Below are 25118 nucleotides of genomic sequence, written 5' to 3' on the forward strand. Positions count from 1 at the left end.
TCTCGAATTATGGTTTGAGCTGGTGCGGAACCGCTTTATAATATGTCCAAAGCAAACGGAGATTCGTATGATGCAGGGCGATCAGATCTGGGCCGTCGATGCCCTGCAGGCGCTCGGGCACGAAACGCGGCTGTCAGTTTTCCGCATGCTCGTAAAGGCTGGGCCCGACGGGCTGATGGCGGGCGAGATAGCGCAGGGTTGCGGCGTTCCCGCCTCCACGATGTCGCATCACCTTGCCAATCTCGAGCGGGCAGGCCTCGCGACATCGCAGCGCGAGAGCCGAGTGATCCGCTATCGTGCGGATTACGCCGGCATGCGGCAGCTGCTCGCCTTCCTGATGGAAGATTGCTGCCAGGGGGATCCGCTGCTTTGCGCCGATTTTTCCGAGATCGCGGCCTGCAAGCCCTGATCATCAACCACCGCTCATTTCGAGGTTTCAATGTCTGACAAGGTCTACAACGCCCTGTTTCTTTGCACCGGGAATTCTGCGCGCTCGATCCTAGGCGAAGCGCTGATGAACAAGATGGGCGAAGGCCGGTTCGCTGCTTACAGCGCCGGCAGCCAGCCGAAAGGTGATGTGCACCCGATGGCGATCGAAGTGCTGGGCGACTTTGGCTATCCGACCGAAGGCCTGCATTCGAAAAGCTGGGACGAATTCACGAAGCCCGGCGCGCCCCAGTTCGATTTCATCTTCACGGTGTGTGACAATGCCGCTGGCGAGAGCTGCCCCGTCTTCCCCGGCAAACCGATCACCGCCCACTGGGGCGTCGAGGACCCTGCCGCCGTCGAAGGAGAGGAACAGCGTGAGGCCTTCCTCGACGCCTTGAGCTATCTCAAGCGCCGGATCGAACTGTTCCTGATGCTGCCGATCAAGACCATCGACGAGATGTCAATGCGCAGCAAGCTTGCCGAGATCGGGCGAGAGGATGGCGCTAGCGCCAAAGCACAGGTCAAAGACGGGAACGCCCAGTGACTTGCGACATCGTCATCTATCACAATCCCGAATGCGGGACCTCGCGCAACGCGCTCGCCATGATACGCAATGCCGGGATCGAACCGCACGTGGTCGAATATCTCAAGACGCCACCTTCGCGCGCAATGCTCGAAAGCCTGATCGAGCGGGCCGGTATCACCCCTCGCGAGCTATTGCGTGAAAAGGGCACGCCGTTCGCCGAACTCGGGCTCGACAACCCTACCCTGCCGGACGTGCAGCTTATCGACGCGATGACGGAGCATCCCGTGCTTATCAATCGCCCGCTGGTGGTCTCGCCGCTCGGCGTGAAGCTTTGCCGCCCGTCGGAAGAGGTGCTCGATCTCGTTCCGGCTGACCAACAAACTGCATTCACCAAGGAAGATGGCGAACAGGTGGTGGACGCAGCAGGCATGCGCGTGCGCTGAGCGAATGACAGGAAACGCAAATGACCCGGACCATTGCAGAACCCGCTCCGGCGGTCTCGCCACTCGGCACGTTCGAGCGCTTCCTTTCACTTTGGGTGCTGGGAGCCATCCTCGTCGGCCTGGCGCTTGGCATGGTCGCACCGGGCGTAGTCGGCGTCATGGCAGGGCTGGAATACGCCTCGGTCAATCTGGTGGTCGCGGTGCTGATCTGGGCAATGATCTTTCCGATGATGGTCGGCATCGACTTTTCGAGCATCAAGGATGTAGGTCGCAAGCCCAAGGGGCTTATCATCACGCTGGTCGTCAACTGGCTGGTCAAGCCGTTCACGATGGCGGCGCTGGCGGTGCTGTTCTTCGATTTCCTCTATGCCGGGCTGATGTCGGAAAGCGATGCAGACCAGTATATCGCCGGGCTCATCATCCTCGGCGCAGCACCTTGCACCGCCATGGTGTTCGTCTGGTCGCAGCTGACGCGGGGCGATCCGGCCTACACGCTGGTGCAAGTGTCGGTGAACGACCTCGTCATGATCTTCGCCTTTGCGCCCATCGTGGCGCTGCTGCTGGGCGTGACCGATATCGTTGTGCCGTGGGAGACGCTGCTCCTCTCGGTCGTGCTCTATGTCGTCATTCCGCTGGTGGCAGGGGCGATCGCCAGACGGCAGGTCATTCGCTCGCACGATGGGGACGAGGCGGCGGTCGATGCCTTCACTGCGCGGCTCAAGCCCTGGTCGATCATCGGCCTGCTGGCGACCGTGGTTCTGCTGTTCGCCTTTCAGGCCGGAACCATCATCGCTAATCCGCTGCTGATCGTGCTGATCGCCATTCCGATCATCATCCAGTCCTACGGGATTTTCGCCATCGCCTATGCTGCGGCCAAGGCGTGGAAAGTGCCTCACGACATAGCCGCGCCCTGCGCGCTAATCGGCACATCCAACTTCTTCGAGCTGGCGGTGGCCGTTGCCATCGGATTGTTCGGCCTGACCAGTGGCGCAGCACTGGCGACCGTCGTCGGAGTGCTGGTGGAAGTCCCGGTGATGCTGTCGCTAGTGGCCTTCGCCAACCGCACGCGCGATCGCTTCCCCCAGTCCTGAGACAAAGCGAGCCTTATGTCCCGCCTTCGCACCCTCTCCGATCCCGATCACCTGCCCTCGCTGCGTGCCGAGTATCTCCATCGCAACCCAACAATGGGGCTCGGCGCCATGGACCCACCGCCGCGCATCCTGCTGCTTTACGGCTCGCTGCGGGAGCGATCCTACTCGCGGCTGGCGGTGGAGGAAGCTGCCCGCCTGTTGCAGTGGTTCGGTTGCGAAACGCGGATCTTCGACCCATCCGACCTGCCGCTACCGGATCAGGTGAAAGACGACGATCATCCCGCCGTTCATGAGCTGCGCGAGCATTCGCTGTGGTCGGAAGCGCAGGTGTGGTGCAGTCCCGAGCGGCACGGCCAGATGACCGGGATCATGAAGGCGCAGATCGACCACCTGCCACTGGCCTACAAAGGCCTGCGCCCAACACAGGGACGCACGCTGGCCGTGATGCAGGTCTGCGCCGGCTCGCAAAGCTTCAACACGATCAATACATTGCGCGTGCTTGGTCGCTGGATGCGCATGTTCACCATCCCTAACCAGTCCTCGATCGCCAAGGCGTATGATGAGTTCGACGAAGCCGGGCGGATGAAGCCGTCTGCCTATTATGACCGCATCGTCGACGTGATGGAGGAACTGGTCCGCTTCACCGTCCTCCTGCGGCCGCATGCAGATCAACTGGTCGATCGGTATTCCGAACGCGTGGACAAGGGTTTGCCAGTAGAAACGCACGTCGAGAAAGCCGGATTAGCAGCAGACTGATAAATGTCGGAGGCGGCTTGTGCAGAAAGTCTGCTTCGTAGGGATCCACGCTTCAAAACAGACATTCCGCTAGCGGCCCAATAGGTCGAATTGAGAGAGGAGAGAGGGCTGTCCTCTGTGTGAGCCATTTGGGCGTCGACGGTCGACGCGCCGGGGCTCGCAGTCAGGAGACAGCCCATGATCAAGACGATCCCGCTGAACAAGCTCGTCCAGTCGCCCCGCAATGTCCGCCGCCATGCCGATGCTGCGGCGGACGCTGAACTAAAGGCCAGCATCGCCGCCCACGGCCTTCTGCAGAACCTGATCGTGCGGCCTGCCGCTAAGGGCAGGTTCGAGGTCGAGGCCGGGGAGCGCCGTCGCCGTGCGATGCTTGCCCTGGTCGACGACAAGGTCCTGCCACGCGGGCATGAGGTCACCTGCCTAGTCCTCGAGAATGACGACAGTGCCGTCGAAACCAGCCTCGCCGAGAACTTCCACCGCCTGGCCATGAACCCGGCCGACGAGGCACAGGCTTTCGCGTCGCTGGTCGACAGCGGGGCCTCCATCGAGGACGTCGCTCGCCGCTTCGGGCTTACCGTGCGCTTCGTCGAGGGCCGCTTGCGTCTCGCCCAGCTGGCGCCTGTCGTCTTCGAAGCGCTCGCCGCCGGCGAGATCACGCTCGACATCGCCAAAGCCTTCGGCGCCACCTCAAACCAGGAGATCCAGGCCCGCGTTTTCGAACAGGCTTTCGCGGGCTACTACGCGCCGAGCCCCGACAGCATTCGCCGGATGGTGCTCTCGGGCACCGTGCGGGGCAGCGATCCGCGCGCCCGGCTCGTCGGCCGCGATGCCTATGTTGCGGCCGGCGGCCGCATCGAACGCGAGCTGTTCGACGATGACGACAGCGAGTCCTGGGTCGATGTGGCGCTTCTCGAAAGTCTCGCCCAGGCTCGGATGGAAGAGCAGGCCCAGGCGATTGCCGCCGAGCAGGGCCTCGCCTGGGTCCGGCCAACGCTCGATTCCTACGCGAGCCACGACCTCGTCGACGGACTGGTCCGGCTTCCCGCGGAACCGGCGCCGCTGACCGAGGCCGAACTCGCCCGCCTCGAGGCGCTTGACGCCTCCTGGGACGAGCACGCGGCAATCGTCGAGGACGAGGACAGCGCCGAGGAAGCCGCGGCCGCGGCCGAAGCCGCGATCGAAGCGATCGAGCGCGAGTGCCAGGAGCTTCGCAACCGCCCCCCTGTGCTGGCGCCCGAGCTCAAGGCCGAGGCAGGCATGATCCTCACGCTCTCGCGCGACGGCACGCCGGTGCTCCAGCCGGTCTTTTATGGCGAACGCGACGTCGTCGCCGGAGCCGAGGACGAGGGAATCGAGATCGTTCCAGCTGACGCAGGCGAAGGCGGGCGCCGCTCGGCTCTGTCAAAGCGGCTCGTCGACGAGCTCGCCATGCAACGCCGCGACATCCTGTCGCTGCACATCGCGTCCGACCCCGGCCTGGCGCTCGACCTGCTGGTCTTCTCGCTCGCCGACGCCGACACGCACGACTGGCGTTCGCGGGCGTCGACGACCTTGCGCGGCGGGGCGCCTGCCGGGCCCATCGTCGGCTTCGAGGCCAAGGATGCCCCGGCGAGCGCGGCTCTGGCCGAACTCAAGGCCGGGTTCGACGAGAGCTGGCGGGCCGGCGAGGACGTGTCGGCGCGGTTCGACCGTTTCCGGGCGCTGTCCGATGAATCCCGCGCCGCCTGGCTTGGCTTCGTCGTCGCGCGCACGCTCGAGGCCAGCCTCAACATGGCTGGCGAGCGGCGGATCGCCTTCCAGGACCATCTCGGCTGTCTCATCGGCATCGACACGGCCCAATGGTGGCGTCCGACCGCGGCCAACTACTTCGATCGGGTGTCGAAGCAGGTGATCCTCGACGCGCTCGCCGACGTCGGCGGCACGGAGCTTTCCTCCCGCTTCGCATCGGTCAAGAAAGCCGACCTCGCGATGAGCGCCGAGCGCGTTTTCTCCGGAACCTACATCACCGAGGTCGAAGTCCGCGAGCGCGCGCTCGCCTGGGTGCCCGAGGTCATGCGCTTCGCGAGCCCTCTGCCGGACGAGCCCGAACAGGCATCCTCGCCCGGGAACGAGGCCGATGGCGCGCCCGCCGACGGCTTGAGCGACGGGCAGGAGGACCCGCGCGAGCTGGCTGCCTGACCTCCTCCTGACAGGCACGCCGCTCGTTCCGGTGAAGCGGTCCCCTGCCTCCGGGCAGGGGGCCGCTTCCTTCTTGGGCAGAGAGCAGAGCGAGCTTTGCGGCTTGCGGCCTCGCGTGGCGATCACGCCCGCGGGCCGGATCAGGAGACGCATCATGGCCTTTCGCAAGACCGACCGCGCCGGGCAGTCGCCCGCTGCGCGCATCACTCAGGAAATCGTTGCGCGGCTCGAAGCCGGCACCAGACCGTGGATCAAGCCCTGGCGCGGCGTAGCCGTTTCGCGTCCATTGCGCGCCTGCGGCACGCCTTATCGCGGCATGAACGTGTTCTGGCTGTGGATGGTCGCCGACATGTGCGGCTACACCTCGCCGTTCTGGATGACCTACAACCAGGCGCAGAAGCTCGGGGGCCAGGTGCGCAAGGGCGCGAAGTCCACCATCGCAATCTTCTACAAGAGCTACACCAAGGAAGTTGAAGCGGGCGAGCCCGGGGAAACCGCCGAAGAATCCCGGCGCGTCCTCAAGGCCTATCCCGTGTTCAACGCCGACCAGGTCGACGGCCTTCCTGAACGCTTCCATCCCGCCGCCGCGCTGGAGCTGGTCGAGCCTGCCGGGAGGGAGCAGGAGCTTGACGCTTTCTTCGCCCGCATTCCGGCCGTGCTTCGCCACCAGGGCGACGAAGCCTATTACGAGCTGATCGCGGACCGCATCACCATGCCGCCCGCGCAGCTCTTTGGCGGCTTCGACCACTATTATGCGACGCTCGCGCACGAGCTGTCGCACTGGACCGGCCATGCCAGCCGCCTCGACCGCGATCTCAAGAACCGGTTCGGCACCGCGGCCTACGCCGCCGAAGAGCTGGTCGCCGAGCTCTCGAGCGCGATGCTCGGCGCCGAGCTGGGCCTGCCGGTCGCCCATCTCGACAACCACGCCAGCTACATCGACCACTGGCTCAAGCTACTGCGCGATGACGATCGCGCCATCCTGACCGCCGCCGCCAAGGCAGAGGAAGCTTCCTCGTTGCTGCTGAAGCTCGGTGGACGTGAGCTTGCCGATACGATCGAAGATACAAGCGCTGCCGCGATGGCGGCCTGAGGAGGGTGTTATGGGCCGATCGGTCAGTTACCCTTCGGGGAGCCTTGTCGCCTTCACCATGCTCGAGGTCGAGGACGAGAACGACTGGGATTTCGAGTACGAATGGCTCCGGGATGACGTCGTCGAACGGGCGATGCACCTCTTTCCCTCGCTGAAGCCGCAGGACGGCTGGCGCGGCCGCGAGGACCGGATCCTCGCTCGCAACGCCTTCGCCGACTTCGGCATCTCGATCTACTGCGGCCTCGTCGCAATCTGGATCGTCGAGCGCGACGACGGCTCGTACTGGGACGCCGACTCCCGCACTGCGCGCTCCCCCAGGGCGCGACGCTGGCTTGCACAGATCGCGCCAAGGTTCGACGCCGAGTTCGGCGACTTTGACTGCCTCGGGCACATGTCGAACGGCGAGGGCATCTATCGCAAGCGCGCTGCCTAAGCTTCCCGACAGCTTCGCGGCAGCCGCCTCCATCCTCCTCCTGAACCGGTCCAGCGGGCTCGCCGCTTGCGGCCCGTGCGCCTTGGCGAGAGAGGCCCTGGGCCAGCCGGCGGCCCCCGCAACCCGGCTTCGGCGGGCCCGTGTTGGCGCGGCCTTCGGCCAGCGCCTGCCCGCGCCAGCCCGCCGAAGCGGGTTTCCCTTGCGGTGCAGGAAGCCGCCTTCGCGCTGGCCCTGACGGGCTCTCGCTGGCGCAGTCCGCGATGGCGGCGCCGGCGTCACGCCAGTCAGGAGGAAACGCTCATGCACACGTCATTCGCCGACCAGCTCGCCGGCCTCGATCTCGCCGGCTTCTCGATCGGTCCAGCCCCCGTATCGAGCACCGACTTTCCCGAACGCGAGGCCGTGGTCCAGACGCTCGACGCGATCTGGTCGGACCTCTTTGCGCTGTTCGCCGGCACCGCGCTGGAAGCCGACGCCGAGGATCTCGGCTGGGCCTTCGTCAACCTCTTCCACCGCTCCGCAGCCCGCAAGGCGACGGCGCTCGACCGTGCGACCGACGAGGTGCGCGCGCTCCTCGCCACGGCCGACGGGTCCGAGGTGCACACCCACGAACTCGAGACCCAAATCGAACGCGCACAGTGCGCCGAAGGCGCGATGCTGGCGCTCGAGGAGATGCGCGAGGTCGCTGCGGCGCTCTACCTCAACGAGTTCGGCAGTTCATGGAAACCCGTATCGAGCTCGCGCTTCAACCATGGCGCGATGCTCACCTCCGCGCTCGTCGAAGGGCGCGACTTTCTGCGCGCCCGCGCCGAGGCGAAACGCCGCGCCGCGATGCCCGAAGGCACTCCGGTCATCTTTGCCGGCGGGCGTACACGTCATGCGACGGACGAGGAGGCGCTCACCTTCGCCAACAATATCTGGGCAACGCTCGACAAGGTTCGCGACCGGGTGCCCGACATGGTGCTGGTCCACGGCGGCGACACCAAGGGCGCCGACCGCCTGGCGTCGTCCTGGGCCGAGCGCCGGGAGGTGCCGCAGGTCACCTTCTCGCTCGACATGCGGCTTGGCGCCCGCGCGGGTTTCAAGCGCAATGAGCGCATGCTCTCGCTCGATCCGCGCTACGTCGTCGCCTTTCCCGGCAACGGCGTCCTTGAGCGCCTGGTGATCGAGGCCAAGGCGCGCCGGATTACGATTGTCGACCGGCGCGGCCCCCTTGGCACGAGCCCCAAGGCGCCGTCGAACGGCAGCGAATGATCGCTGCACGCGTTCGCGCCAGCGCCCTTCCGGCGCTGGCGTTTCGCTCCTCAGAGGGGAGATGGCCCTTGTGCGGCGGGCCGGGCGGAGACACCGTCCGGCCATTCGTCATGGGCTGGGGACGGTCGACCGGACCTAGTCACAAGCGGCCGCAGGGTGCGTCCAACGGGATATGCAGGCGTACCCCACTATCCGCCGCGATCAGGCCCCGACCGGCGCCCCGCCGAGATGCCTAGCTGACTGGCCGTCATCACCCCCTCCGGAGGGGGCGACGACCGCTCACAGGAGATTGGCAAAGGAGGTGCGCCTGTCGGACGATCGCCGCCCGGAATCCCCACCGTCTTCAGCCCATGCCAAAAAGTCGCGACCGCGTCCGGTGTCCCGAGAGGGGAGACTGCGCCTGCGGCAGCGGGCGCGGGAACCGACCCCGCGCTCCTTGCAGCACAGGAGAATTGTCATGACCGATATCCAGGCCGCGATCGTCGACTTCGCCGCTCGCCAGGCCGAGCGCGCAGCGCAGGCGGACACCCGCCTGCAGTACCTCAAGCAGGCGCTCATTCCGCAGCTCCGGCAGGGGGGGATTGCCTCCGTCGAGATACGCTTCGACGGCTACGGGGACAGCGGTGCGATCGAGGAGATCGAATGCCGCGACGCTGCGGGACAGGTGCTCGCGTGTCCCGAAATGTTCGTCGCCATAGTTCCTGACGGCGATGCCTCGGCGGCGGGTGAGGCCAAACAGGAAACCCTCAACGGCGCGCTTGAATCGCTCGGCTATCTCGCGCTCGAGCGTCACCATCCGGGCTGGGAAATCAACGACGGCGCCAGCGGCGCGTTGATGATCGATGTCGGGACCGCAACGTTCATGCTCGAATGCAGCCTGCGCTACACGGGCTACGAAGAGCACTCGACCGAGCTCTAGGAGAAGGCAAATGGCGCATTGCTATTATCATGCCCTGTCCTCGGTTCGGAAGTGGGGCGGCCCCGTTGACGACTACCTGCCGCTCCACCAGTGGTTCGACCAGTCGAAGGCCATTCTTGCCGATCCCCGGCATCGCGCCTTGCGGCATCACACCGAGGGCATCTTCATGCTCGAATCGATGTTCGGCGCGACCATCGTCAATGCCGACGGCAGGACGGTTCCGGTGCGGCTCGTCGGCGAGCAGCACGTTCGCGAGGACCTCGGCTTCATTCCCTCGTTTGCGGACTGGGCGCGACTCATCTCGTCCGCGGCCTGGATGCTGAAAGGCAACCCGCTCGATGAGCCCGCAAGGGCCGCCGCGGGGAACGCCGGTGCTGCTGGCGATGAAGTTCTCGTCCGGTCCCGCGCTGGGGACGGCCAGCCGGTCCGCATCGCAATCTGAACCGGCTCCGCCGCTGGGGAGCGGAACGGCGGAGGCGAGCCCGATGGTAGCGGGTTCGATCTGGCTCCTCCCGATCGTCCGGGCACCATTCCGGCTCTTCGCGAACCTTCCCTTGAATCGGCTCCTGGCCGCCGCAACCCGAAACAGGTCCGGCCGTGTTGCCGGGCTTGAGCCCGGCTGCCCGCACCACCCGAACCGGTTTCAGGTTCCCCGTCCGGCGCATGGGCGCCTCCCGGTGCGACAGCCCGGTGGCCGCTTCTTCCCTTGGTTCGCAGCCGGGATGGACCCGGACCTGCGGATCAGGAGAAGAACCATGACCAATCTCGTTATCCTCGTCGGCCGCATCGCCCGCGATCCCGAATCCCGCACCACCCAGGGCGGAACCACCGTCACCTCGATCTCGGTCGTGACCGACCGGCCGGCCCGCAAGGACGGCAAGACCTACAAGGACGAGAACGGCTACACCGCCAAGGACAGCGAGTTCCACCGCGTGACCTGCTTCAACGGGCTCGGCCAGAACGTCGCCAAGTACTGCGCCAAGGGCCAGCTGGTGACGGTCGAGGGCCGCATCCACTACACCTCGTGGGAGGACAAGGACGGGGTCAAGCGCTACGGCTGCGAGATCATCGCCGACAAGGTCGACTTCCTCTCGAAGGGCCGTTCGGGCAGCAACGAGGGCGCGCCCGACATCGACGAGGACTGAGCCAACCTCTCCACGACAAGGCCCCGGCGGCACGCGCCGTCGGGGCCTTTTCTTTGTGCTTGGGTCAAATGCGGTGGCGCGGGGCATCGAGCCCGCGCGCCGCCGCGGCAGGGTTCAGGCGGGGGCGAGACGCTTCAGCGTCTCGTCGATCCCGAGGGTCATCGACTGGCGGATCAGCTGCCTGAGTGCGCCCGGCTCGAGCGTCTCGGCGCCGCATTCGACGAGGAGCCTGCCGAGCTCGGCCGCCGCTTCCTCGCGGAGCCTGGCTTCCCTTGCATCGAGCTCCTCGCGCTGCTCGCGCAGCTTCCTGAGCGCATCCCGAGCGCTCGGTTTGGACCTGGCCATTCGCATGTTCCTTTCGCTGGCCGTTGGTCCCCTCCGAGCGGGAATCTGCCATCACGAAGGCGTGTAGGAAAACGGTTTTTGTGGGCAAGGCGGGGCCAACCCGCAGATGTTGGAGAGGTCTCTCTCGCGAGTAGTCCGAGCGTGATGCGGCCGACAAGCCGCGTCAAGGACGACGGGGCCCCACCATTTTGCCGCAGCAGGGATGAATCCCTGCTCCGACAAAATCGTTGCCCCCATCGCCGCTTCCGCGGCCGCGTGTTCCACGCGGTCCCTGACCCCGCCCGCCGCCCGCCTCCGCGTGAGCTCCTGATGCGACGCATCGAACATCAGGAGGATAGCCATGCATGTTTCATCGAACGCCGATCTTGGAGGTTTGAATGCCGACCGCGCGGCCTTCATGGCCGCGCTGGATCAGGCCCATGCCAGGTCCTTTCACAGCTACTTCACGCAGTACGTTCTGGTCGACGAAGATGCCGGCTACGTCGCGGTCGACGAAGGCGATTACAACGCCTTGCCCGAGGCGCTGCTGGACCGCGTCATCGAGGCCGTGCCGAGCAAGCTGAGCGACGAATTCTGATCCGGTCACGCAAGGAGGAAGCCCGCCCGGGCTTCCTCCTTTCTTTTTGCTCGGTTCCCTAATCCAGGCTGTTCGAGGGCGCTCTATCGAAGGAGCTTTCCCCCGTTCGGCCGTCGGAATTCGGCTGGCTTGAGCGTTCCAGCCTGTCGGGCATTTCGAGCAGCTTCAGGGCCGCTGCCGAGATTGCCTCGGACTCGCTTGGGAAGGCTTCGGCGGAGCTGACGGCGACCCCGTCCGAATAGGTGATCGTCGCCTGGAAGCCATTGCCCTTGGGCGTTGCCGACAAGGTTACGCTGGACATTCGCGTGCTCCCGGAGGTCCGGTTTCTTGCGCGCAGATTATGTCCTCGCGGCTGGATTGCCCAGCCTCAAACCGCCGGATCCGCGCCCGCGGCCGTCGCGCGCGGCGGCCCACCGGTAAGAGCTTCAAATCCGTTCCATTCGGGCCAGGCGCGTTTCCCGGAGTCGGCATCGAAGTTGGGGACAGGGGGCACACCCTACGCGACGGGTCGCAGGAGAAAATCCTGGAATGGCAGTAATTTAGTCGGAAATATCGCACGTGGCAGCTTCTCAATCGAATTTGATTGGAGCCGATTTTCAAATCGGATTCGAATGACGGGCCGCTCCGCGTCGCGGAAATCCGGCATTTCAGATGTTCTTGACATGTTCTCGGATTTGACCTAGCGAGGAAGGGCCTTTCGCCGCGCGACACCGGGCTCCGCATTCGAGGAGTCCGTGAATGTCACGGCCGATTTCTCTCCAAGTCCATGTGTCGAACGACCTTGCCGTGCGCGTGCGTGCCGCTGCGCGGCGACGGGAAATCAGCGTCAGCGAGTGGATCCGCTCGCTGCTTGCCCAAGCCTGCGACGACGACGATTACGTCTCGCGGCTCGAGCATTCGGTCGAGCGCATAGCCCGTCATTCGGTCTTCATGATGGTCGGCGTCGACGCGCTCCTGGCCGGGCACCCGGACCACGCCCTGCGCGAGCGCGCGCACCAGGCCTATGCCCGCAAATGTCGTGAACTCGGCCTTGTCGCCGGCACCGACGAGGGAGGCGAGGCATGAAACGCAACCTCGTCAACTTCACCCGCGGCAGCCAGCTCCTCGGCCACTTCAGCTTCATGTTCGCTGCCGGCCTCAAGGGCCCGCTTATCGTCGCCGCCATCGTGATTGCGTGGACCTCATGGTGGACCCTCTCGGGGCAGCTGTCCGATCATGAGATGTACCTTGTCGGCATGCGTATCTATGCCGCGATCTACGGCTTCATGGAGTTCGATCCCGAGAAGCGGATCGCGCTTGAGACCGCGTTTGGCGGAACCATCCAGCTGCCCATCGCCATGCTCGACAGCTTCCCGCCGGTGGTGCGGGCATGGGACCATATGCTTGCCCTTCTGGGCGACGCGCTGGTCCGGTCGGCGCTGCTGCTGGTGCCCGCGTTCGCGTTCTTCTACTGGTTCGCGGCACGCTTCGGCAGCCGCTCGAAGGAACGCAAGCATGAGCGCGGCGCCCTGCTTGTCACGCTGCCCGAGCTGGTGGACGAATTGCGCGTGCACAACCGGCGCGAGCGCACCCGGGAGCTGACCGAAGCTCTCGGCTGGAAGTGGCGCCTGTGCAGCCCGCGCGAGCTCGCGTCTGCCTTTCCCTACCAGCCATCGCACTTGGCAACGGTCGTCTATCCGTGGCGGCTCGAGCAGAGCCATGCGATGCTCATCGGCACCACTGGCATGGGCAAGACGGTCGCCATGTCGGACATGATCGCCGAAGCCCGGGCAAAGGGCCAGCGCTGCGTCATCTTCGATCTCATCGGCGCGTTCATCGAGCACTTCCACGACGGCCGCCGCGACACCATCCTCAACCCGCTCGACGCACGCTGCCCCGCGTGGAGCCTGTTCGACGAATGCCGCAGCGAGGGTGAGTTCTGGGCCGCCGCCGAGGCCCTGGTGCCGCATGATGGCGGCGGCGAAGCGCAGTTCTGGGTGATCGCCGCGAGGGCATTGTTCGTCGAATTCTGTCTCAAGCTCGTTGCCGAGGGCCGCGCCACGAACGGCGCGCTCGCGCGCGAGCTCATGACCGCCGACCTCTCGCGGGTCCACGCCATGATGCGCGGCACGATCGCCGATCCGTTGACCGCACCGGAAGCCGCCCGGATGGCGGAATCGATCCGGGCCGTGTTCAACGTCAACGCCAAGGCGCTCAAGCTCCTGCCCGGCTCGGGTCCCCGCTTCTCGCTGCGCCAGTGGGTCGAGGAAGACGACGGCAGAGGGTCGGTGGTGTTCATTTCAGCGCGCTACGTCGACATGAGCGTCTGCGCCCAGTTGCTCACCCTCTGGCTCGACACGGCGATGAACACGCTGATGACGACCGCGCGCACGCAGGACCTCAAATGCTGGTTCTTCATCGACGAGCTGGGCGCGCTGCATCGCCTTCCGGCGCTCGAGAAAGGGCTCCAGACCGCGCGCAATTTCGGCGGTGCGATCGTCCTCGGACTGCATGCCTACGCCAAGCTCAAGGAGGTCTACGGCGAGAACATGGCGATGACGCTGTCGTCGCTCGCGCGAACCAAGCTGATCCTCGGCACGGCCGATAGGGAGACCGCGACCTGGTGCTCGGACTTCATCGGTCACCGGCAGGTGCGGGACATGGAGGAGGCCTATACCTACGGCTACAACAATGCCCGCGATGCGGTCAGCCTGACCCCGCGCAAGCATATTGAGCCGCTGCTGCTGCCCGACCAGCTGATGAACCTGCCGAGGCTGTCAGGGTACATCAAGTTCCCCGACGGCTTCCCCGCCGCACCCGTCAAGCTGAAGCCGGTGAGCCGTCCACGGGTCGCCGAGACCTTCATCGGCCGGGCCAGCGATCGGCCGTTGGCAGGAGCGCTCCCGCGGGCGGCGCCGCCCCTCCGGCCGGCTGCTCTTCCAGCCTCGGGGACCACCGAACATCCGTCGTCGAACGACGACGGCGCGGGCAAGTCGGTGGTCCCCAAGCAAGGCGTACTGGCACTCGAGCCGCGCGACCGGACCGAGAAATCGAGGAGCGAAATGTCGCCCGCGCAGGACCCTCCCTCGCACCTGAGCGTCGACGCCGGGGCGCCCTCTGCGACGGGGGCACACGGCAGACATGCGGCCGATGTTCCCGCCCAGGCGAACCCCGCTCCACCTGCCTTCACGCTACCTACGGACGCCGTGCTTCGCGCGGGCACATCGTCTGCCGGGAACGACCCCGCGCGCGATGCGCAGGAGCCCGGCCGGCCCGATGCTCCTGTCGTGAAGGATCCCGCAAGTCGGCCCCAGAATGCGGATAGGCCGGTCGGGCGGCCGACCGATGTCGCTGCCCGGAAGCTGATGCTCGAGGACGGCATGCCCGAGCGCGACGCCCCGCCGCGCGAGGAGCCCGATCTCGGCGACCTGGAGCTTTGACGATGGCAGGAGGCGCTGCCCGGTCGGGGTCCGGACCATGCTCTCGGTAGCCAATGTCCGCACCGCCGGCGGCGCCGCGAACTACTTCGCCGCCGACAATTACTACACGCGGGCAGATGCCGATCGCTCCGGCGAATGGCTTGGAAAGGGCGCCCAGACGCTCGGCCTCGAGGGCCGCATCGAGGCCCGGCAGTTCGAGGCTGTGCTCAAGGGCCTGCTGCCGGACGGAAGCCGTGTCGGCAGCGACAACCGCGTGCACCGCGCCGGCACGGACCTCACTTTCTCGATGCCCAAGAGCTGGTCGCTGCTCGCGCTTGTGGGCGGGGATCGGCGCATCCTCGACGCCTATTCTGCCGCGGTGAAGGAGACGCTGGCCTGGGCCGAAAAGAACCTCGCCGAGACCCGGATGGAGGTGCGCGGGAAGGAGCGCGTGATCGCGACCGGCAACCTCGTGATCAGCCTGTTCCAGCACGATACCAACCGGAACCAGGAGCCCAATGCGCACATCCACGCCGTCGTCGCCAACGTGACGCAAGGGTCGGACGGCAAATGGCGGGCGCTCAGGAACGACAGGCTCTGGGAGCACAACACGCTGCTCAATGCGATAACCATGGCGCGCTTTCGCCTGTCCGTCGAAAAGCTCGGCTACGAGGTCGGGGAGTTCGGCAAGCACGGCAATTTCGAAGCCGTGGGCGTTCCTAAATCCATCCGAGACGCCTTCAGCACCCGCCGTGCCGAGATCCTCGAAGCCGTTTCGAAGATGGACCATCGGGGACCCGGCGTACTCGATGCCGCGACGCTGATGACGCGAGCGGAAAAGGCCAGGATCGAGGACCGCGATGCGCTCGCGCGCAAGTGGAAGGAGGCTGCGGCCAGGCTCGGTTTCGACCCTGCGGCGGTCATTTCTAGGGCCAACGCGCGGGCGGTCCAGGACCTCGGGAACGTGCCCGGCTTGGGCGAGACGGTCCGCTCGCTTGTCGAGCGCGGGCGCTCCCTCGCCGCCTCCTTTGCCGAGCGTCTCGGGCTGCGGCAGGGCGACCCGCTCGTACCGGCGCATATGGGCAAGCGAACACCAGAGCAGATCGCCGCAGTGCACGCCGTTGCCTCAGCCGTTCGTCACCTAGGCGAGCGCGAGGCGGCATTTCCGCGCGCCGAGATCTATCGAACGGCGCTTGGATTCGCCTTGCCCACCTCGATGTCCGAGATCGAGCACCGCGTGGACCAGCTGCTGCGCCAGGGCCACCTGCTCAGGGGCAAAGGGGCTGACCGCGAACTGGTGACGACGCGCGATGCGATCGGCCTTGAGCAGCGCATCATCGCGAGCGTCGAAAGCGGCCGGGGAAGTGCTCCTGCCATCGTGCCGTCCGAGGTTGCCGGCGAGCGGCTGCAGGCGCTCTCCCAGCTCAAATACGGGATGACACTCAATCCCGGGCAGGAGAATGCAGGGCGCCTGCTGCTCGGCTCCCACAACCGCATCGTCGCGATCCAGGGCATCGCCGGCGCCGGCAAGAGCACAGTCCTCAAGCCCGTCGCCGACATCCTGCGCGAGGAGGGTCGGGCGGTGCTGGGCCTGGCCGTGCAGAACACGCTCGTGCAGATGCTCGAGCGCGAGACCGGCATCCCGTCGATGACCGTCACGCGCTTCCTTCGGCGCCACCGCGACCTCCTCGAAGGCGGTGATCCGGCGCGGCTTGCCGAAGCTCGGTCTTCCATGCGCGGCACCGTCGTGCTGCTCGACGAGGCCTCGATGGTCGGCAATGCCGACAAGGTAAAGCTCGTCCGGCTCGCCAACCTGCTCGAGCTCGACCGCTTCGCCAGCATCGGCGATCGCAAGCAGCTCGGCGCGGTCGATGCGGGAAAGCCGTTCGACGTGATGCAGCAGGCCGGGGTCGAGACCGCAGTCATGAATATCAACGTCCGCGCGCGCGAGCAGGCGCTTCGCCGGGCGCAATATGCGGCTCAGGGCGGGCAGATCGACGAGGCGCTGCGGCACTTGGGCAAGCATGTCGTGGAGGTGGCTGAGGGAGCCGCCGTCGAGGCGGCAGCCGCCTGGCTGTCGCTGTCGCCGGAGGAGCGCGAGCGCACGTCGATCTATGCCTCCGGCCGCGCATTGCGGAGCCAGGTCAATGACGCCGTGCAGTCGGGCCTGCGCGCCAACGGGGAGCTCGGGACCGTGGGCATGAGAGTGGACACCCTCTCCCGCGTCAATGTGACGCGCGAGGAGCTGCGCTATGCCCGCACTTATGGCCCAGGAATGGTGGTCGAGATCGACCGGCGCCAGCGCGGCCAGAGATTGCTCAAGGGCCAGTACCGGGTGGTGGAAACCGACGCTGTTCGTGAGCGGGTGACGCTCGAGAACGAACGCGGCCGCCGCTTCGAGTTTCGTCCCGGTCAGCTGCGCCCGCAAGGCGAGCAGGACCCGCTCCGGCTGTTTGAAGTCCGCTCGCTCGACATTCACGTTGGCGACCGGATCCGCTGGACCGAAACCGACCACAAGCGCGGACTGCTCAATGCCGACCAGGCGCGCATCGTCGCGATCGACGACCGGCGCGTGACGGTGAAGACTTCGCTCGGGGCCGAGCACCGGCTCTCGCGCGGCGACCCGATGCTCGAACGGCTCGACTTGGCCTACGCGCTCAACGCGCACATGGCCCAGGGGCTGACTTCCGATCGCGGCATTGCGGTCATGGACAGCCGCGAGCGCAATCTCTCGAACCAGCAGACCTTCCTGGTGACGATCACTCGGCTGCGCGACGGCCTCACCCTGTTCGTCGACAATGCCGGCAAGCTGGAGGCGGCCGTCGAGCGCAACCCTGGCATGAAGCGCTCGGCGCTGGAGACCGTGGATCTGCTTCGCGACGCCGCCGCCAAGGGCCAAGCGAAAGGGAGGTCGCCGCTACCGGAGCGCCAGCCGCCCGAGCGCGATCGGTCGCTCACCAAGCCGTTCGAAATCGGGATCTAAGGCCCTTCTCGCCGGCCGATCAGTTCATTCGATCAATCGGCGGTGCGTGCCCACCGGTTGCGGAAAGCTGCGCAATACGGGCGGCGATACCCTGCCAGGTACGGACACCCTCGGCATCGCCTTCCAGGACGAGCGCACCGATCTGCTCGGCGCCGTGGAGCGCAGCCTCTTCGCCGTGGGTCTGCAGCACCCGATTGGCGCAGGCCCAGAGCTCCCATTCGCTCAGCATCAGCGGAAATAGCCGACCAGCCCCACGAGGAAGGCAATGACGCCGTAGGCGACGAGGCCCCCGGCCAGGAGATACTCGATCCTAACCCTGCTTTGTCGCGGCCGCGGTGTGCCGGCGGGCCACACCTGCTCGCAGGCGACCCCGTTGAACCCGGCGCGCTGTCCCACGACCTCGACCTCCTGGCCGACCAGCCGGTGCGCTCGCCCTCCGGCGTCGAGCTCCCATGTGCCGCCGCCGTCGGCCCTAAGGACCAGGCCCACTCTTCCCCGCTCGAGACGGCCGCGCAGGTGCAGGTCGGCGTTCATCGGCAGTCCGGGCCTTTCCAGTAGCGATCCCAACGCAGGACCGTGCGCGTACGGATCATGGCGCACGACAGGTCCGTGCCTGTTGGCAACCGACACCAGGCTGCTGTCCTGTTCCCCCCCGCCGAACCTTCGGAGCGGCACGTCATCCTGGGGCCGGCGACGGCAACGTGGCCCGTCGAATTGCGTCCGCGGGCGCCGCCGAGCAGGCCCACGAGCGCGTCCCGGGCTTCCGTCGGTGAGGCGTCGGGACAGGGCTGCTTGGTTCGGCAGGTGCCGTCCATTTCGCGCGCCGCGATACCGGAGAGCCGGACGTGGGGCCCCTCCGCGCACCAGATCGGTCCATCCCCATCCCACACATGGGTCGGGGTGCATGTGAAGGTCTGTCCGGCGGCAACGATCGAGGCGGCAAGGAAGTTCAGCATGGAACGGCGGGCTTACTGCAGCGCACGCCCAAACCAAAGCACCCGCCCGACAATGTTGATGCTGCGGCGCTCGAGGCCCCGCCAGCTCGGATAGGCCGGGTTGTCGCTCAGCACGGAAATCCTGCGGCCCTGCGGCTCGATCGCGATCCTCTTCACGTTGAGCGCGTCGTCCATGCGCAGAACGTAGATGCCGTCACGCAGCCGCCCCTGCCCGTCGGCGAGGTCGACCATGACTTCGTCCCCGTCGTGGAGGGTCGGCTCCATCGAGTCACCGTGCACGCCGATGATGGAAAGGCTCGACGCCTTGCTGGCGGTCAGCCGGCGGAGCCATTTCTCATCAAAGCCGAACTGGGAGCATTTGGATTCCATCTCGGCCAGCGCCCCATGACCGGCGGAAGCCTCGACGCTGAGCACGGGCACGTGGACCAGCTCGACAACCGGTCCCGAGCGGCGCTCGGGAGCCCCAAGGATCTTCTCGTCGACACCGAAGAACCGGGCGAGCACCGCGCGATCCTGCTCGTCTAGACTCCGGGGGCTCCCGCGCCGAATGTACTGCTGGATATAGGCCGCATTGCGCCCGAGGAGGCGGGAAACCGAGGAGTAATTGTACCCTTTTTGCTGGATCAATTCGTCCAGGGCTTTGCGTGCTTCGTCCATCGCCGACGTCCCAAGTGAGTGCATCTAGGAAATCCGATCCTAGACTCTAGGATGTCTTCCTAGTAGGAACATAACAGGAACGCAAGAGTGATGCGAGTCGAGTGCGATGGAGCTTCTGGAACAGGTCGAGAGCTATCTGGCGCGTACTAAGGTGCGGCCGAGCACGTTTGGAAGGATGGCTGTAGGTGACCCAAGGTTTGTTCAGGATCTACGGTCGGGTCGAAGACTAAGGCGTAAAACGAAGGAGCGCGTGAGATTATATCTCGTGCAGGCCGAGGCAAGGCAGTAACGCAGCGGCAGACGTCTTCGCGCTCCGGCTTGTTCGTTCGCTCTGCTCATCCATAGGAACCACCAGATTTGATCAGCATCTCGTCGATTAGAGTATCGTAATGTGCTGAAGCCAATTCAGTATGCTCCGTCCCAAATGCCGAAGCAGTTCCACGATCTCTTCCTTGAACATCACGCCCAGCGTGCCAGCAGTGCCCCATAGCGCCTTCGCCATGTACTCGCGCGCCACGTCCTTGCTCTTTTCAAGGACCTTGGCTCCCTCTTGCTTAGCGATCTGAAGTATCTTCCCTGCCCAAGCGAGGAACGCTCCCGCTCGCCCGACTGCGCGCGCATCGGGCGAGTCGGATTCGAGCTCAGACTTGATCTGTTGGGCGGCAGCTTCGATCTCCGGTCCGAGCGCCGGCTGCTCATCGATTGGTCCGGGGGGTAGGTTGTGACCCATCTGAGGTGGAGGCTCGGGCTTGGCCGACCCGAGCGCCGCCAGTACGCCCTCCACGCCGGCAATCATTTCCGCGCGCAGTTCGGTTTCCCCGGGGACGGTTAGGTCGAATTCCGCATTGTCAGCCAGATATGCAATTTCCGATGCGAGCGGATCGGCAGCCGGACTGTGCTCGTCTGAAAGGATCGGCTCAAGCTCACCGGCATGGGCGGCCGCTAGATGCTGCACATAGCGCCCGACCTTGTCGGGTCGAACAGCCAGCGCCCATTCACCCCTGCCCTTGTCCTGTTTCGCCGCGCCGTTGGCGCCACCAGCCTGGAGCGTCGCCGCGGTGATCTGGATCGATGGGGAGGCACCTAACGGACCCAGCCGATGCTGCACGTCGAAGCCAGCAAAAACGCCAAACTCCTCACTCCAGCCAAGTATGAGCGTCCGGCCATTCGGTTCGGGCTCGAATCCGCTGATCCCCGTGACCTGGATCCGAAACTCGGACTCGGAGCGACTCTTGCCGCCGTGGGAAAGATTCCAGATGTAGAGCTTGACCGTGTGGCTCACGCCCTCACGTTCCATCGTAAAGCGCGCGGGGTGTGTGGCGCCGTGCGTCAGGCGCGCAACTGCCCAGCCATCCGCGGCAATGGCGTCAATTGCTCGTTCGACCAGCGCTCCCTTGTTCAGGCGTGCCATCCGTTTCTACCTATCCCGCCTTGGTGGCGAACAGCACTCCGGCAACGTCAGGAGGAAGCGCATCGCCCTTATCGAACAGCCGCAGCCCTTCGTTCATGAGGTGCTCGACCAAGCGGTATGGTTGGCTCTCATCAGGGAACAGCGCCTCGACGACCGCCTTCAGCGCGCCGTCTGAATCCACACTCCCGACATTCCACTTGGTACCGGCGCCCTCGGTCGTCCCCCGTCTGGCACCATTGTTGATGGCGTGCGCCATCGCGAATTTCGCCGCCTCGATCTCAGAAGCGAACAGGCCTTCGGCCGCCAAGGCAGCAAGGACGCGCTCGTTTCCTGGGGTGATCCCGATGGTCTTCTTGTCGACAGTCTTCTCTACAGCCATCGCCTACCTCCTATCGCTTCACGAGTTCGGTATGACGGGCAGACTGCCGCTCCAGCGCCCATTCTGCGCGAAGCCGGCCCTTGAGAGCCTCACGCGCACGCGCCGGCGGCAGTTCCTCCTCATACACCAATAGAACGACCTGATCGGCCATGTCCGGAAGCACCTCGACGATACGTGACCGGTGCCCGCCATCGAGACGGCCGAACGGTGAGTCGATCACAATCGGCCCCCGAAGCTGAGCGTTGTTCTGAAGAGCAGCGACGAGCGACAGCGCGACCACGTGCTCCGCACCAGCCGAGCGGATAGGAATATCAGTCCCGTCGCGATGGACGATCGTCAGACCATAGCTGTCGTTGATGCGCAGGCCGGCATAGTCTTGTTCGGTTGTCAGCTGCTGGAAGTAACGGCTCGCGTCCGCCTCGACCCGATGACGCAATTGGTCACGGTAGACGTCGACGCTATCCTTGAACAACTCGTACAACCTGCTGGCCAAATCCCGGCGGCGACGCTCGGAGTCCATCTGACCGCCGGCCAATTTATCAAGCCGCTTCTGGATGTTGTCCCTGTAGGTTGCGTTAGCGGCAAGCTTTTCGGTCGTCGCTTTCACGCCTTCCTCAAGGGCAGCGATCTGCCGCACGACGGAGTCATACTCCCCCCGGAGGCCTTTCAGTTCGTCCTCTGCGTCGCCAGTCAGCTGCTTGCCGATTTCCTCGATCTCGGCCGACTTCGAGTAGACCTCGCGCTTGCGCTCCTCCAAATCGGACCAAAGCAGACGAAGCGCCTCGGGATTTGAGTCCGCCAGCTGTGCATCCAGCGCATCCAGGCGTCGCCGAACGCCAGCGAGCTCACGCTGATCGGCTTCGGGAGAGCCGTCGGCACCCCCCGGAAGCAAGGAGCGGATCTTCGCCTGTGCATCGGGCGATACGATCTGGAGACATGTGGGGCACGCTGGGTCATGTCCTTCCGCCAGGCTGTGCAGGACCTGCGCCCGCGTAACCGCGCTTTGCAGTTCGGCCTCCCGAGTTCGATGGGCGCTCACCGCCGCTGCCAGCTGTGGCCGAATGACGGCGGACCAAGCCGGCGCCATTGCCTTGGATATCTCTTCCTTCTTTTTCTGAATGAGTCCTTCAAGCGCCTCGACCTCGCCGGCGAGCCGGTCGCGCTTGTCCAGCAGAGACGCCATGCGTTCACGACGACGCATGTCGTCCTCGATTGCGACCTTCCTAGCCCGGAGGATTTCGAGGTCTTTCTCATGCCGGAACAGGTCCGCGGTCAGCACCTCGCGTTCCTCGACAAGACTCTGAAGCTGATTGCCGAATTCTCTCGTCTTCTGATCGCCCTGTGCGGCGAGCGCTACCCGTTCTTCGGCCTTGTCGAGCGCCGCCTTCAGACTGTCGCGCGACTTGGTGAGCGTCGGTAGGCCCAAGATGCGTTCGATCGCCTGGCTGATCTTCGGCCCCATGTCGGTGTCGCCGTGCAGCAGGTCCTCGTATTCCTGTAGCAACTCGCCATCGAACAGAAAGAAGCGCGCGATCTGTTCGGGGAGGATGCGTTCCAGTTCCAGCGCCGCCTGCTGCGCGGGCAGGATATGCCCCCCCCGCTCCAGATAGTAGTCAGCGACGTAGTCTTCATGTCCAGTTGGCGAACCGACTCCGGCTTTGGGGCGGCCGGTTCGCGTCAGCCGGTATTCCGCACCGGCGTGCGTGAGCTGCAGCCGAACCTCGAAACTGCGTGCACCCTCCGCGCGCGCCTCCCAGTTGATCATGTCGTGGAATGACACCGCTCGCCGTCCGCGGCCAATGATCTTGCCGAAAAGAGCGAACCGGAAGGCGTTTAGCAACGTCGTCTTGCCGCGCATGTTCTCGCCGTAAAAGACCGTGACGCCTTCTTCATCAGGGAGGTCGAATGCCTGTTCACCCTTGAATGCGCCGAAGTCCTTTAGGTGAAGAGACTTGATCCGAAGCATCAGTTGCACTCCGCCGCGCGCTTCGCGATCGCCTCGTCGATCAACCGAGCGACGTTATCCGGTACGACGCCGTCGGCGTGCAGGCGCAGAATCTCCAGCACCAGATCTCGATCAACATCCGGAAAGCGCTCCGAACGCACTCTCTCGATGGTGTCCGCGACCGATGCATTACGGTTAGCGTGCGCGTCGTCAGGCATCTGTCATCTCCATCTCGTCTGTCTCGTTGTCCAATTCGAATCCATTTTCGGTGAGGCTGGCCCAGTCGAACCCTGCGGCCGCCGCAAGGCGACGAAGGTCGGCCACAGCCCCCGGATTTACTGCGTGACTGCCAAACTCGATCGCTCTCGCCAATTCGCCCTTCAGGATCGAGCCGCCCATCGCGTCATCGTCGTCCATTTCGGGGGCCACGATCACGTCGTGCAGGTGCGCCAGCGCCTTGCCCGGCGATCGTCTGAGCACCCGGCCGCGCCTCTGGATGAACTCGCGCGGGTTCTTCGATGAGGCGAGGATCAGCGCATGCGTGACGGAGGGAATGTCCACACCTTCGTCGAGGCAGCGGATCGACACCACCACGCCGCCGCGTTCGCCGAACACCTCCAGCGTCCGAGCGCGATCTCCGATCATTGCGCTATGATATTCGTACACGTCGCCAACGCCCGACTGGGCAATCGAGCGCTTGACTTCAGCAAGCTGATCCTGGTCGTCGCAGTACACGATCCAGCGCTGCCCGGAGCGATAGGCGTCGGCCAGGATGCGGCCAGCCAAAGCGACCTTCGCGCGAGCGCCCTTCACAATCCTTGCCCGGCGGATCAGCAGCAGCTTGAGGCGAGCAGAAAGGCTATCCGACCCGTCGCCACCACCGGCCATCGAACGGGCGTAAAGACGGCGGAACTCGTCGGTCGCCTTTATCCAGTCTGCACGTTCGTCATCCTGGAGCGCAACCGTGTGGACATTGTATGCGTATGGCGTCAGCGCTCCCGCCTTGATCGCGTCCTCCAGCCCGAAAGGCGGCGGAACGATTCCCTCGAAGTAGTCCATGATCAGCGCCGTTCCCTCGGGGTCGCCGGCGCGCTCGGGAGTGGCGCTCAGACCGAGCCGTGCACCCGTATCCAGTGCCAGCAGCTGACTCGCGCTGGTCGCACCGAGTCTGTGCACCTCGTCGGCGATCATCAAGAGGTGCTGCCCACCAACGATTAGACCGCGAAACTCGTCGCTAGAGGCGGTCTGGATTGTGGCCAGAACGGCGCGAGGCGCTCCTTCTCCCGGGCGGCTCCATGTTCGCAGACGCGCTCCATCGCGCCACCTAGCGTGCCCGCCGCCACAGACCATCAACTGCAGGCCGGCATCTCCGAAGGCGCCGCGAAGCTCCTCGTCCCATTGTTTCAGGAGCAGATCGCTCGGAACGAGGATGAGCGGGATTTCGTCCCGGCCGAGACCGTCCCGGATCGCACACAGCGCAGTGAACGTCTTGCCGGATCCGGTCGCATGCTTGAAAATGCCCCGGCGGCCCCGGGCCTCCCATGCCTCGAGGGCGGCGACCTGATGGGGTCGCGGCGTGCGCCCGCCCGATTTTCCTGCCTCAGCCGACCACCGGGCGGCCTGATCGAGCTCGAGACAGATTTCATCGACGAATTCAGGCCAGCGCCCCGCGTCCGCGGCGGATACGATGGCGTTTCTTGCTGTGTCCGGAAGGGCGCGAACGGTGATGCCCGGCCACTCATCCTCCCACACCTTCTCGAAATAATCGGCCTCGTCGATGACGCGAAGGCGCTCGCCTTCGTCACGCCAGCTCGCAAACACATCGACGGATTCGAGATTGCCATCGCGCGCAAGGCCCGGCCACGTCTCGTTCATCGATCCTTTGAACGCCACACGATCGCCAAAGCTGTCGCCGAGAATGCCTACCTTGTCGTGGAAGAGGCGCTTCGGCCGGCCACCGGCCTCATTGCCGACCCAGGCGATTTTGCAGTCAATCACACCTGCAGAGACGAGCGACGCCAAAACCACTGCCGGCTTCGCCAAACCTTCCGTCGCCATCAGTTCCCTGAAGGATTCAGCTATCGCACGGCCGGCCTCAATCTCTGCGCGTTCGGTATACCCTTCGCGCAATGCCTCGTGGTCGCCTTCCGACAAGATGGGTGAGCAGATCAGCCGCATCTTGCCGCCTGCCGCAACGAAT

General features: G+C 65.3%; 27 protein-coding genes. 16 read left to right on the forward strand and 11 right to left on the reverse strand.

Features of this window, described 5'->3' with window-relative positions; all coding sequences use genetic code 11:
• Positions 1-70: 70 nt before the first annotated feature.
• The 12 genes from HJG53_RS05505 (at position 71) to HJG53_RS05560 (ending at position 10267) form a co-directional block, all read left to right on the forward strand.
• Positions 71-409: a helix-turn-helix transcriptional regulator gene (locus HJG53_RS05505; RefSeq protein ID WP_217352700.1), complete on the forward strand. Its 339-nt coding sequence runs from the start codon at positions 71-73 to the stop codon at positions 407-409.
• Positions 410-439: 30 nt separating this feature from the next.
• On the forward strand, positions 440-973 hold the full coding sequence (locus HJG53_RS05510) for an arsenate reductase ArsC (protein WP_171128415.1): 534 nt from the start codon (positions 440-442) through the stop codon (positions 971-973).
• Complete coding sequence (gene arsC / locus HJG53_RS05515; RefSeq protein WP_171128417.1) at positions 970-1398, forward strand: arsenate reductase (glutaredoxin); 429 nt, start codon at positions 970-972, stop codon at positions 1396-1398. The genes HJG53_RS05510 and arsC overlap by 4 nt, the downstream gene beginning before the upstream one ends.
• A 20-nt stretch (positions 1399-1418) precedes the next feature.
• Positions 1419-2489 (forward strand): ACR3 family arsenite efflux transporter, encoded by a 1071-nt coding sequence (gene arsB / locus HJG53_RS05520; RefSeq protein ID WP_171128419.1) that lies wholly within the window; start codon positions 1419-1421, stop codon positions 2487-2489.
• A gap of 15 nt (positions 2490-2504) precedes the next feature.
• The gene (gene arsH, locus HJG53_RS05525) at positions 2505-3245 is read left to right on the forward strand and encodes an arsenical resistance protein ArsH (protein ID WP_171128421.1); all 741 of its coding nucleotides are present in this window, start codon (positions 2505-2507) and stop codon (positions 3243-3245) included.
• Between the two features lie 177 nt (positions 3246-3422).
• Positions 3423-5423: a ParB/RepB/Spo0J family partition protein gene (locus HJG53_RS05530; protein WP_171128423.1), complete on the forward strand. Its 2001-nt coding sequence runs from the start codon at positions 3423-3425 to the stop codon at positions 5421-5423.
• 154 nt (positions 5424-5577) lie between these two features.
• Entirely contained in the window at positions 5578-6516 is a 939-nt protein-coding gene (locus HJG53_RS05535; protein ID WP_171128424.1) for an ArdC family protein, read from the forward strand.
• Positions 6517-6526: 10 nt separating this feature from the next.
• On the forward strand, positions 6527-6949 hold the full coding sequence (locus tag HJG53_RS05540; protein WP_171128426.1) for a hypothetical protein: 423 nt from the start codon (positions 6527-6529) through the stop codon (positions 6947-6949).
• Positions 6950-7249: 300 nt separating this feature from the next.
• On the forward strand, positions 7250-8203 hold the full coding sequence (locus HJG53_RS05545) for a DUF2493 domain-containing protein (protein WP_171128428.1): 954 nt from the start codon (positions 7250-7252) through the stop codon (positions 8201-8203).
• Between the two features lie 457 nt (positions 8204-8660).
• On the forward strand, positions 8661-9122 hold the full coding sequence (locus tag HJG53_RS05550) for a DUF6878 family protein (RefSeq protein WP_171128430.1): 462 nt from the start codon (positions 8661-8663) through the stop codon (positions 9120-9122).
• 10 nt (positions 9123-9132) lie between these two features.
• The gene (locus HJG53_RS05555) at positions 9133-9564 is read left to right on the forward strand and encodes a hypothetical protein (protein ID WP_171128432.1); all 432 of its coding nucleotides are present in this window, start codon (positions 9133-9135) and stop codon (positions 9562-9564) included.
• Between the two features lie 313 nt (positions 9565-9877).
• Complete coding sequence (locus HJG53_RS05560) at positions 9878-10267, forward strand: single-stranded DNA-binding protein (RefSeq protein ID WP_171128434.1); 390 nt, start codon at positions 9878-9880, stop codon at positions 10265-10267.
• A 114-nt stretch (positions 10268-10381) separates the two neighbouring features.
• Here HJG53_RS05560 and HJG53_RS05565 read toward each other — a convergent pair whose 3' ends face one another.
• On the reverse strand, positions 10382-10612 hold the full coding sequence (locus tag HJG53_RS05565) for a DUF6437 family protein (protein ID WP_171128436.1): 231 nt from the start codon (positions 10610-10612) through the stop codon (positions 10382-10384).
• Positions 10613-10952: 340 nt separating this feature from the next.
• Here HJG53_RS05565 and HJG53_RS05570 point away from each other — a divergent pair, with 340 nt between their 5' ends.
• On the forward strand, positions 10953-11189 hold the full coding sequence (locus HJG53_RS05570) for a hypothetical protein (protein WP_171128446.1): 237 nt from the start codon (positions 10953-10955) through the stop codon (positions 11187-11189).
• Positions 11190-11247: 58 nt separating this feature from the next.
• On the opposite strand, the gene HJG53_RS05575 is transcribed toward HJG53_RS05570, so the two are convergent.
• Complete coding sequence (locus HJG53_RS05575) at positions 11248-11490, reverse strand: hypothetical protein (protein WP_171128448.1); 243 nt, start codon at positions 11488-11490, stop codon at positions 11248-11250.
• A 467-nt stretch (positions 11491-11957) separates the two neighbouring features.
• Between HJG53_RS05575 and HJG53_RS05580 the strand changes: the two genes are divergently transcribed.
• Genes HJG53_RS05580 through mobF form a run of 3 tightly spaced genes read left to right on the forward strand, consistent with a single transcriptional unit; the run spans position 11958 to position 17570 of the window.
• Positions 11958-12254 carry a hypothetical protein gene (locus tag HJG53_RS05580; RefSeq protein ID WP_336919403.1) on the forward strand — a complete coding sequence of 99 codons (297 nt, stop codon included), beginning with the start codon at positions 11958-11960 and terminating at the stop codon, positions 12252-12254.
• Positions 12251-14608 (forward strand): type IV secretion system DNA-binding domain-containing protein, encoded by a 2358-nt coding sequence (locus HJG53_RS05585; protein ID WP_171128450.1) that lies wholly within the window; start codon positions 12251-12253, stop codon positions 14606-14608. Before HJG53_RS05580 ends, HJG53_RS05585 begins: the two co-directional genes overlap by 4 nt.
• A gap of 37 nt (positions 14609-14645) precedes the next feature.
• On the forward strand, positions 14646-17570 hold the full coding sequence (mobF, locus tag HJG53_RS05590) for a MobF family relaxase (RefSeq protein ID WP_171128452.1): 2925 nt from the start codon (positions 14646-14648) through the stop codon (positions 17568-17570).
• A 19-nt stretch (positions 17571-17589) separates the two neighbouring features.
• On the opposite strand, the gene HJG53_RS05595 is transcribed toward mobF, so the two are convergent.
• The 9 genes from HJG53_RS05595 to HJG53_RS05630 form a co-directional block, all read right to left on the reverse strand.
• A complete protein-coding gene (locus HJG53_RS05595; RefSeq protein WP_171128454.1) occupies positions 17590-17799 on the reverse strand; it encodes a hypothetical protein in 210 nt (69 codons plus the stop codon).
• Positions 17799-18137: a DUF5818 domain-containing protein gene (locus tag HJG53_RS05600; protein ID WP_254447567.1), complete on the reverse strand. Its 339-nt coding sequence runs from the start codon at positions 18135-18137 to the stop codon at positions 17799-17801. The genes HJG53_RS05595 and HJG53_RS05600 overlap by 1 nt, the downstream gene beginning before the upstream one ends.
• Complete coding sequence (locus HJG53_RS18620) at positions 18101-18526, reverse strand: thermonuclease family protein (protein ID WP_254447568.1); 426 nt, start codon at positions 18524-18526, stop codon at positions 18101-18103. The genes HJG53_RS05600 and HJG53_RS18620 overlap by 37 nt, the downstream gene beginning before the upstream one ends.
• Positions 18527-18538: 12 nt before the next feature.
• Complete coding sequence (locus HJG53_RS05605; RefSeq protein WP_171128456.1) at positions 18539-19183, reverse strand: helix-turn-helix transcriptional regulator; 645 nt, start codon at positions 19181-19183, stop codon at positions 18539-18541.
• A 376-nt stretch (positions 19184-19559) separates the two neighbouring features.
• Complete coding sequence (locus HJG53_RS05610; RefSeq protein WP_171128458.1) at positions 19560-20594, reverse strand: hypothetical protein; 1035 nt, start codon at positions 20592-20594, stop codon at positions 19560-19562.
• A 10-nt stretch (positions 20595-20604) separates the two neighbouring features.
• Entirely contained in the window at positions 20605-20973 is a 369-nt protein-coding gene (locus HJG53_RS05615; protein WP_171128460.1) for a hypothetical protein, read from the reverse strand.
• A 10-nt stretch (positions 20974-20983) separates the two neighbouring features.
• Positions 20984-22939 (reverse strand): AAA family ATPase, encoded by a 1956-nt coding sequence (locus HJG53_RS05620; protein WP_171128462.1) that lies wholly within the window; start codon positions 22937-22939, stop codon positions 20984-20986.
• Complete coding sequence (locus HJG53_RS05625) at positions 22939-23136, reverse strand: hypothetical protein (protein ID WP_171128464.1); 198 nt, start codon at positions 23134-23136, stop codon at positions 22939-22941. Before HJG53_RS05625 ends, HJG53_RS05620 begins: the two co-directional genes overlap by 1 nt.
• Positions 23129-25096 carry a DEAD/DEAH box helicase family protein gene (locus tag HJG53_RS05630; protein WP_171128466.1) on the reverse strand — a complete coding sequence of 656 codons (1968 nt, stop codon included), beginning with the start codon at positions 25094-25096 and terminating at the stop codon, positions 23129-23131. The genes HJG53_RS05625 and HJG53_RS05630 overlap by 8 nt, the downstream gene beginning before the upstream one ends.
• Positions 25097-25118: the final 22 nt, after the last annotated feature.

Origin of the sequence: Sphingomonas sp. ID1715 (assembly GCF_013044515.1) — a bacterium.
Taxonomy (GTDB): domain Bacteria; phylum Pseudomonadota; class Alphaproteobacteria; order Sphingomonadales; family Sphingomonadaceae; genus Sphingomonas_B.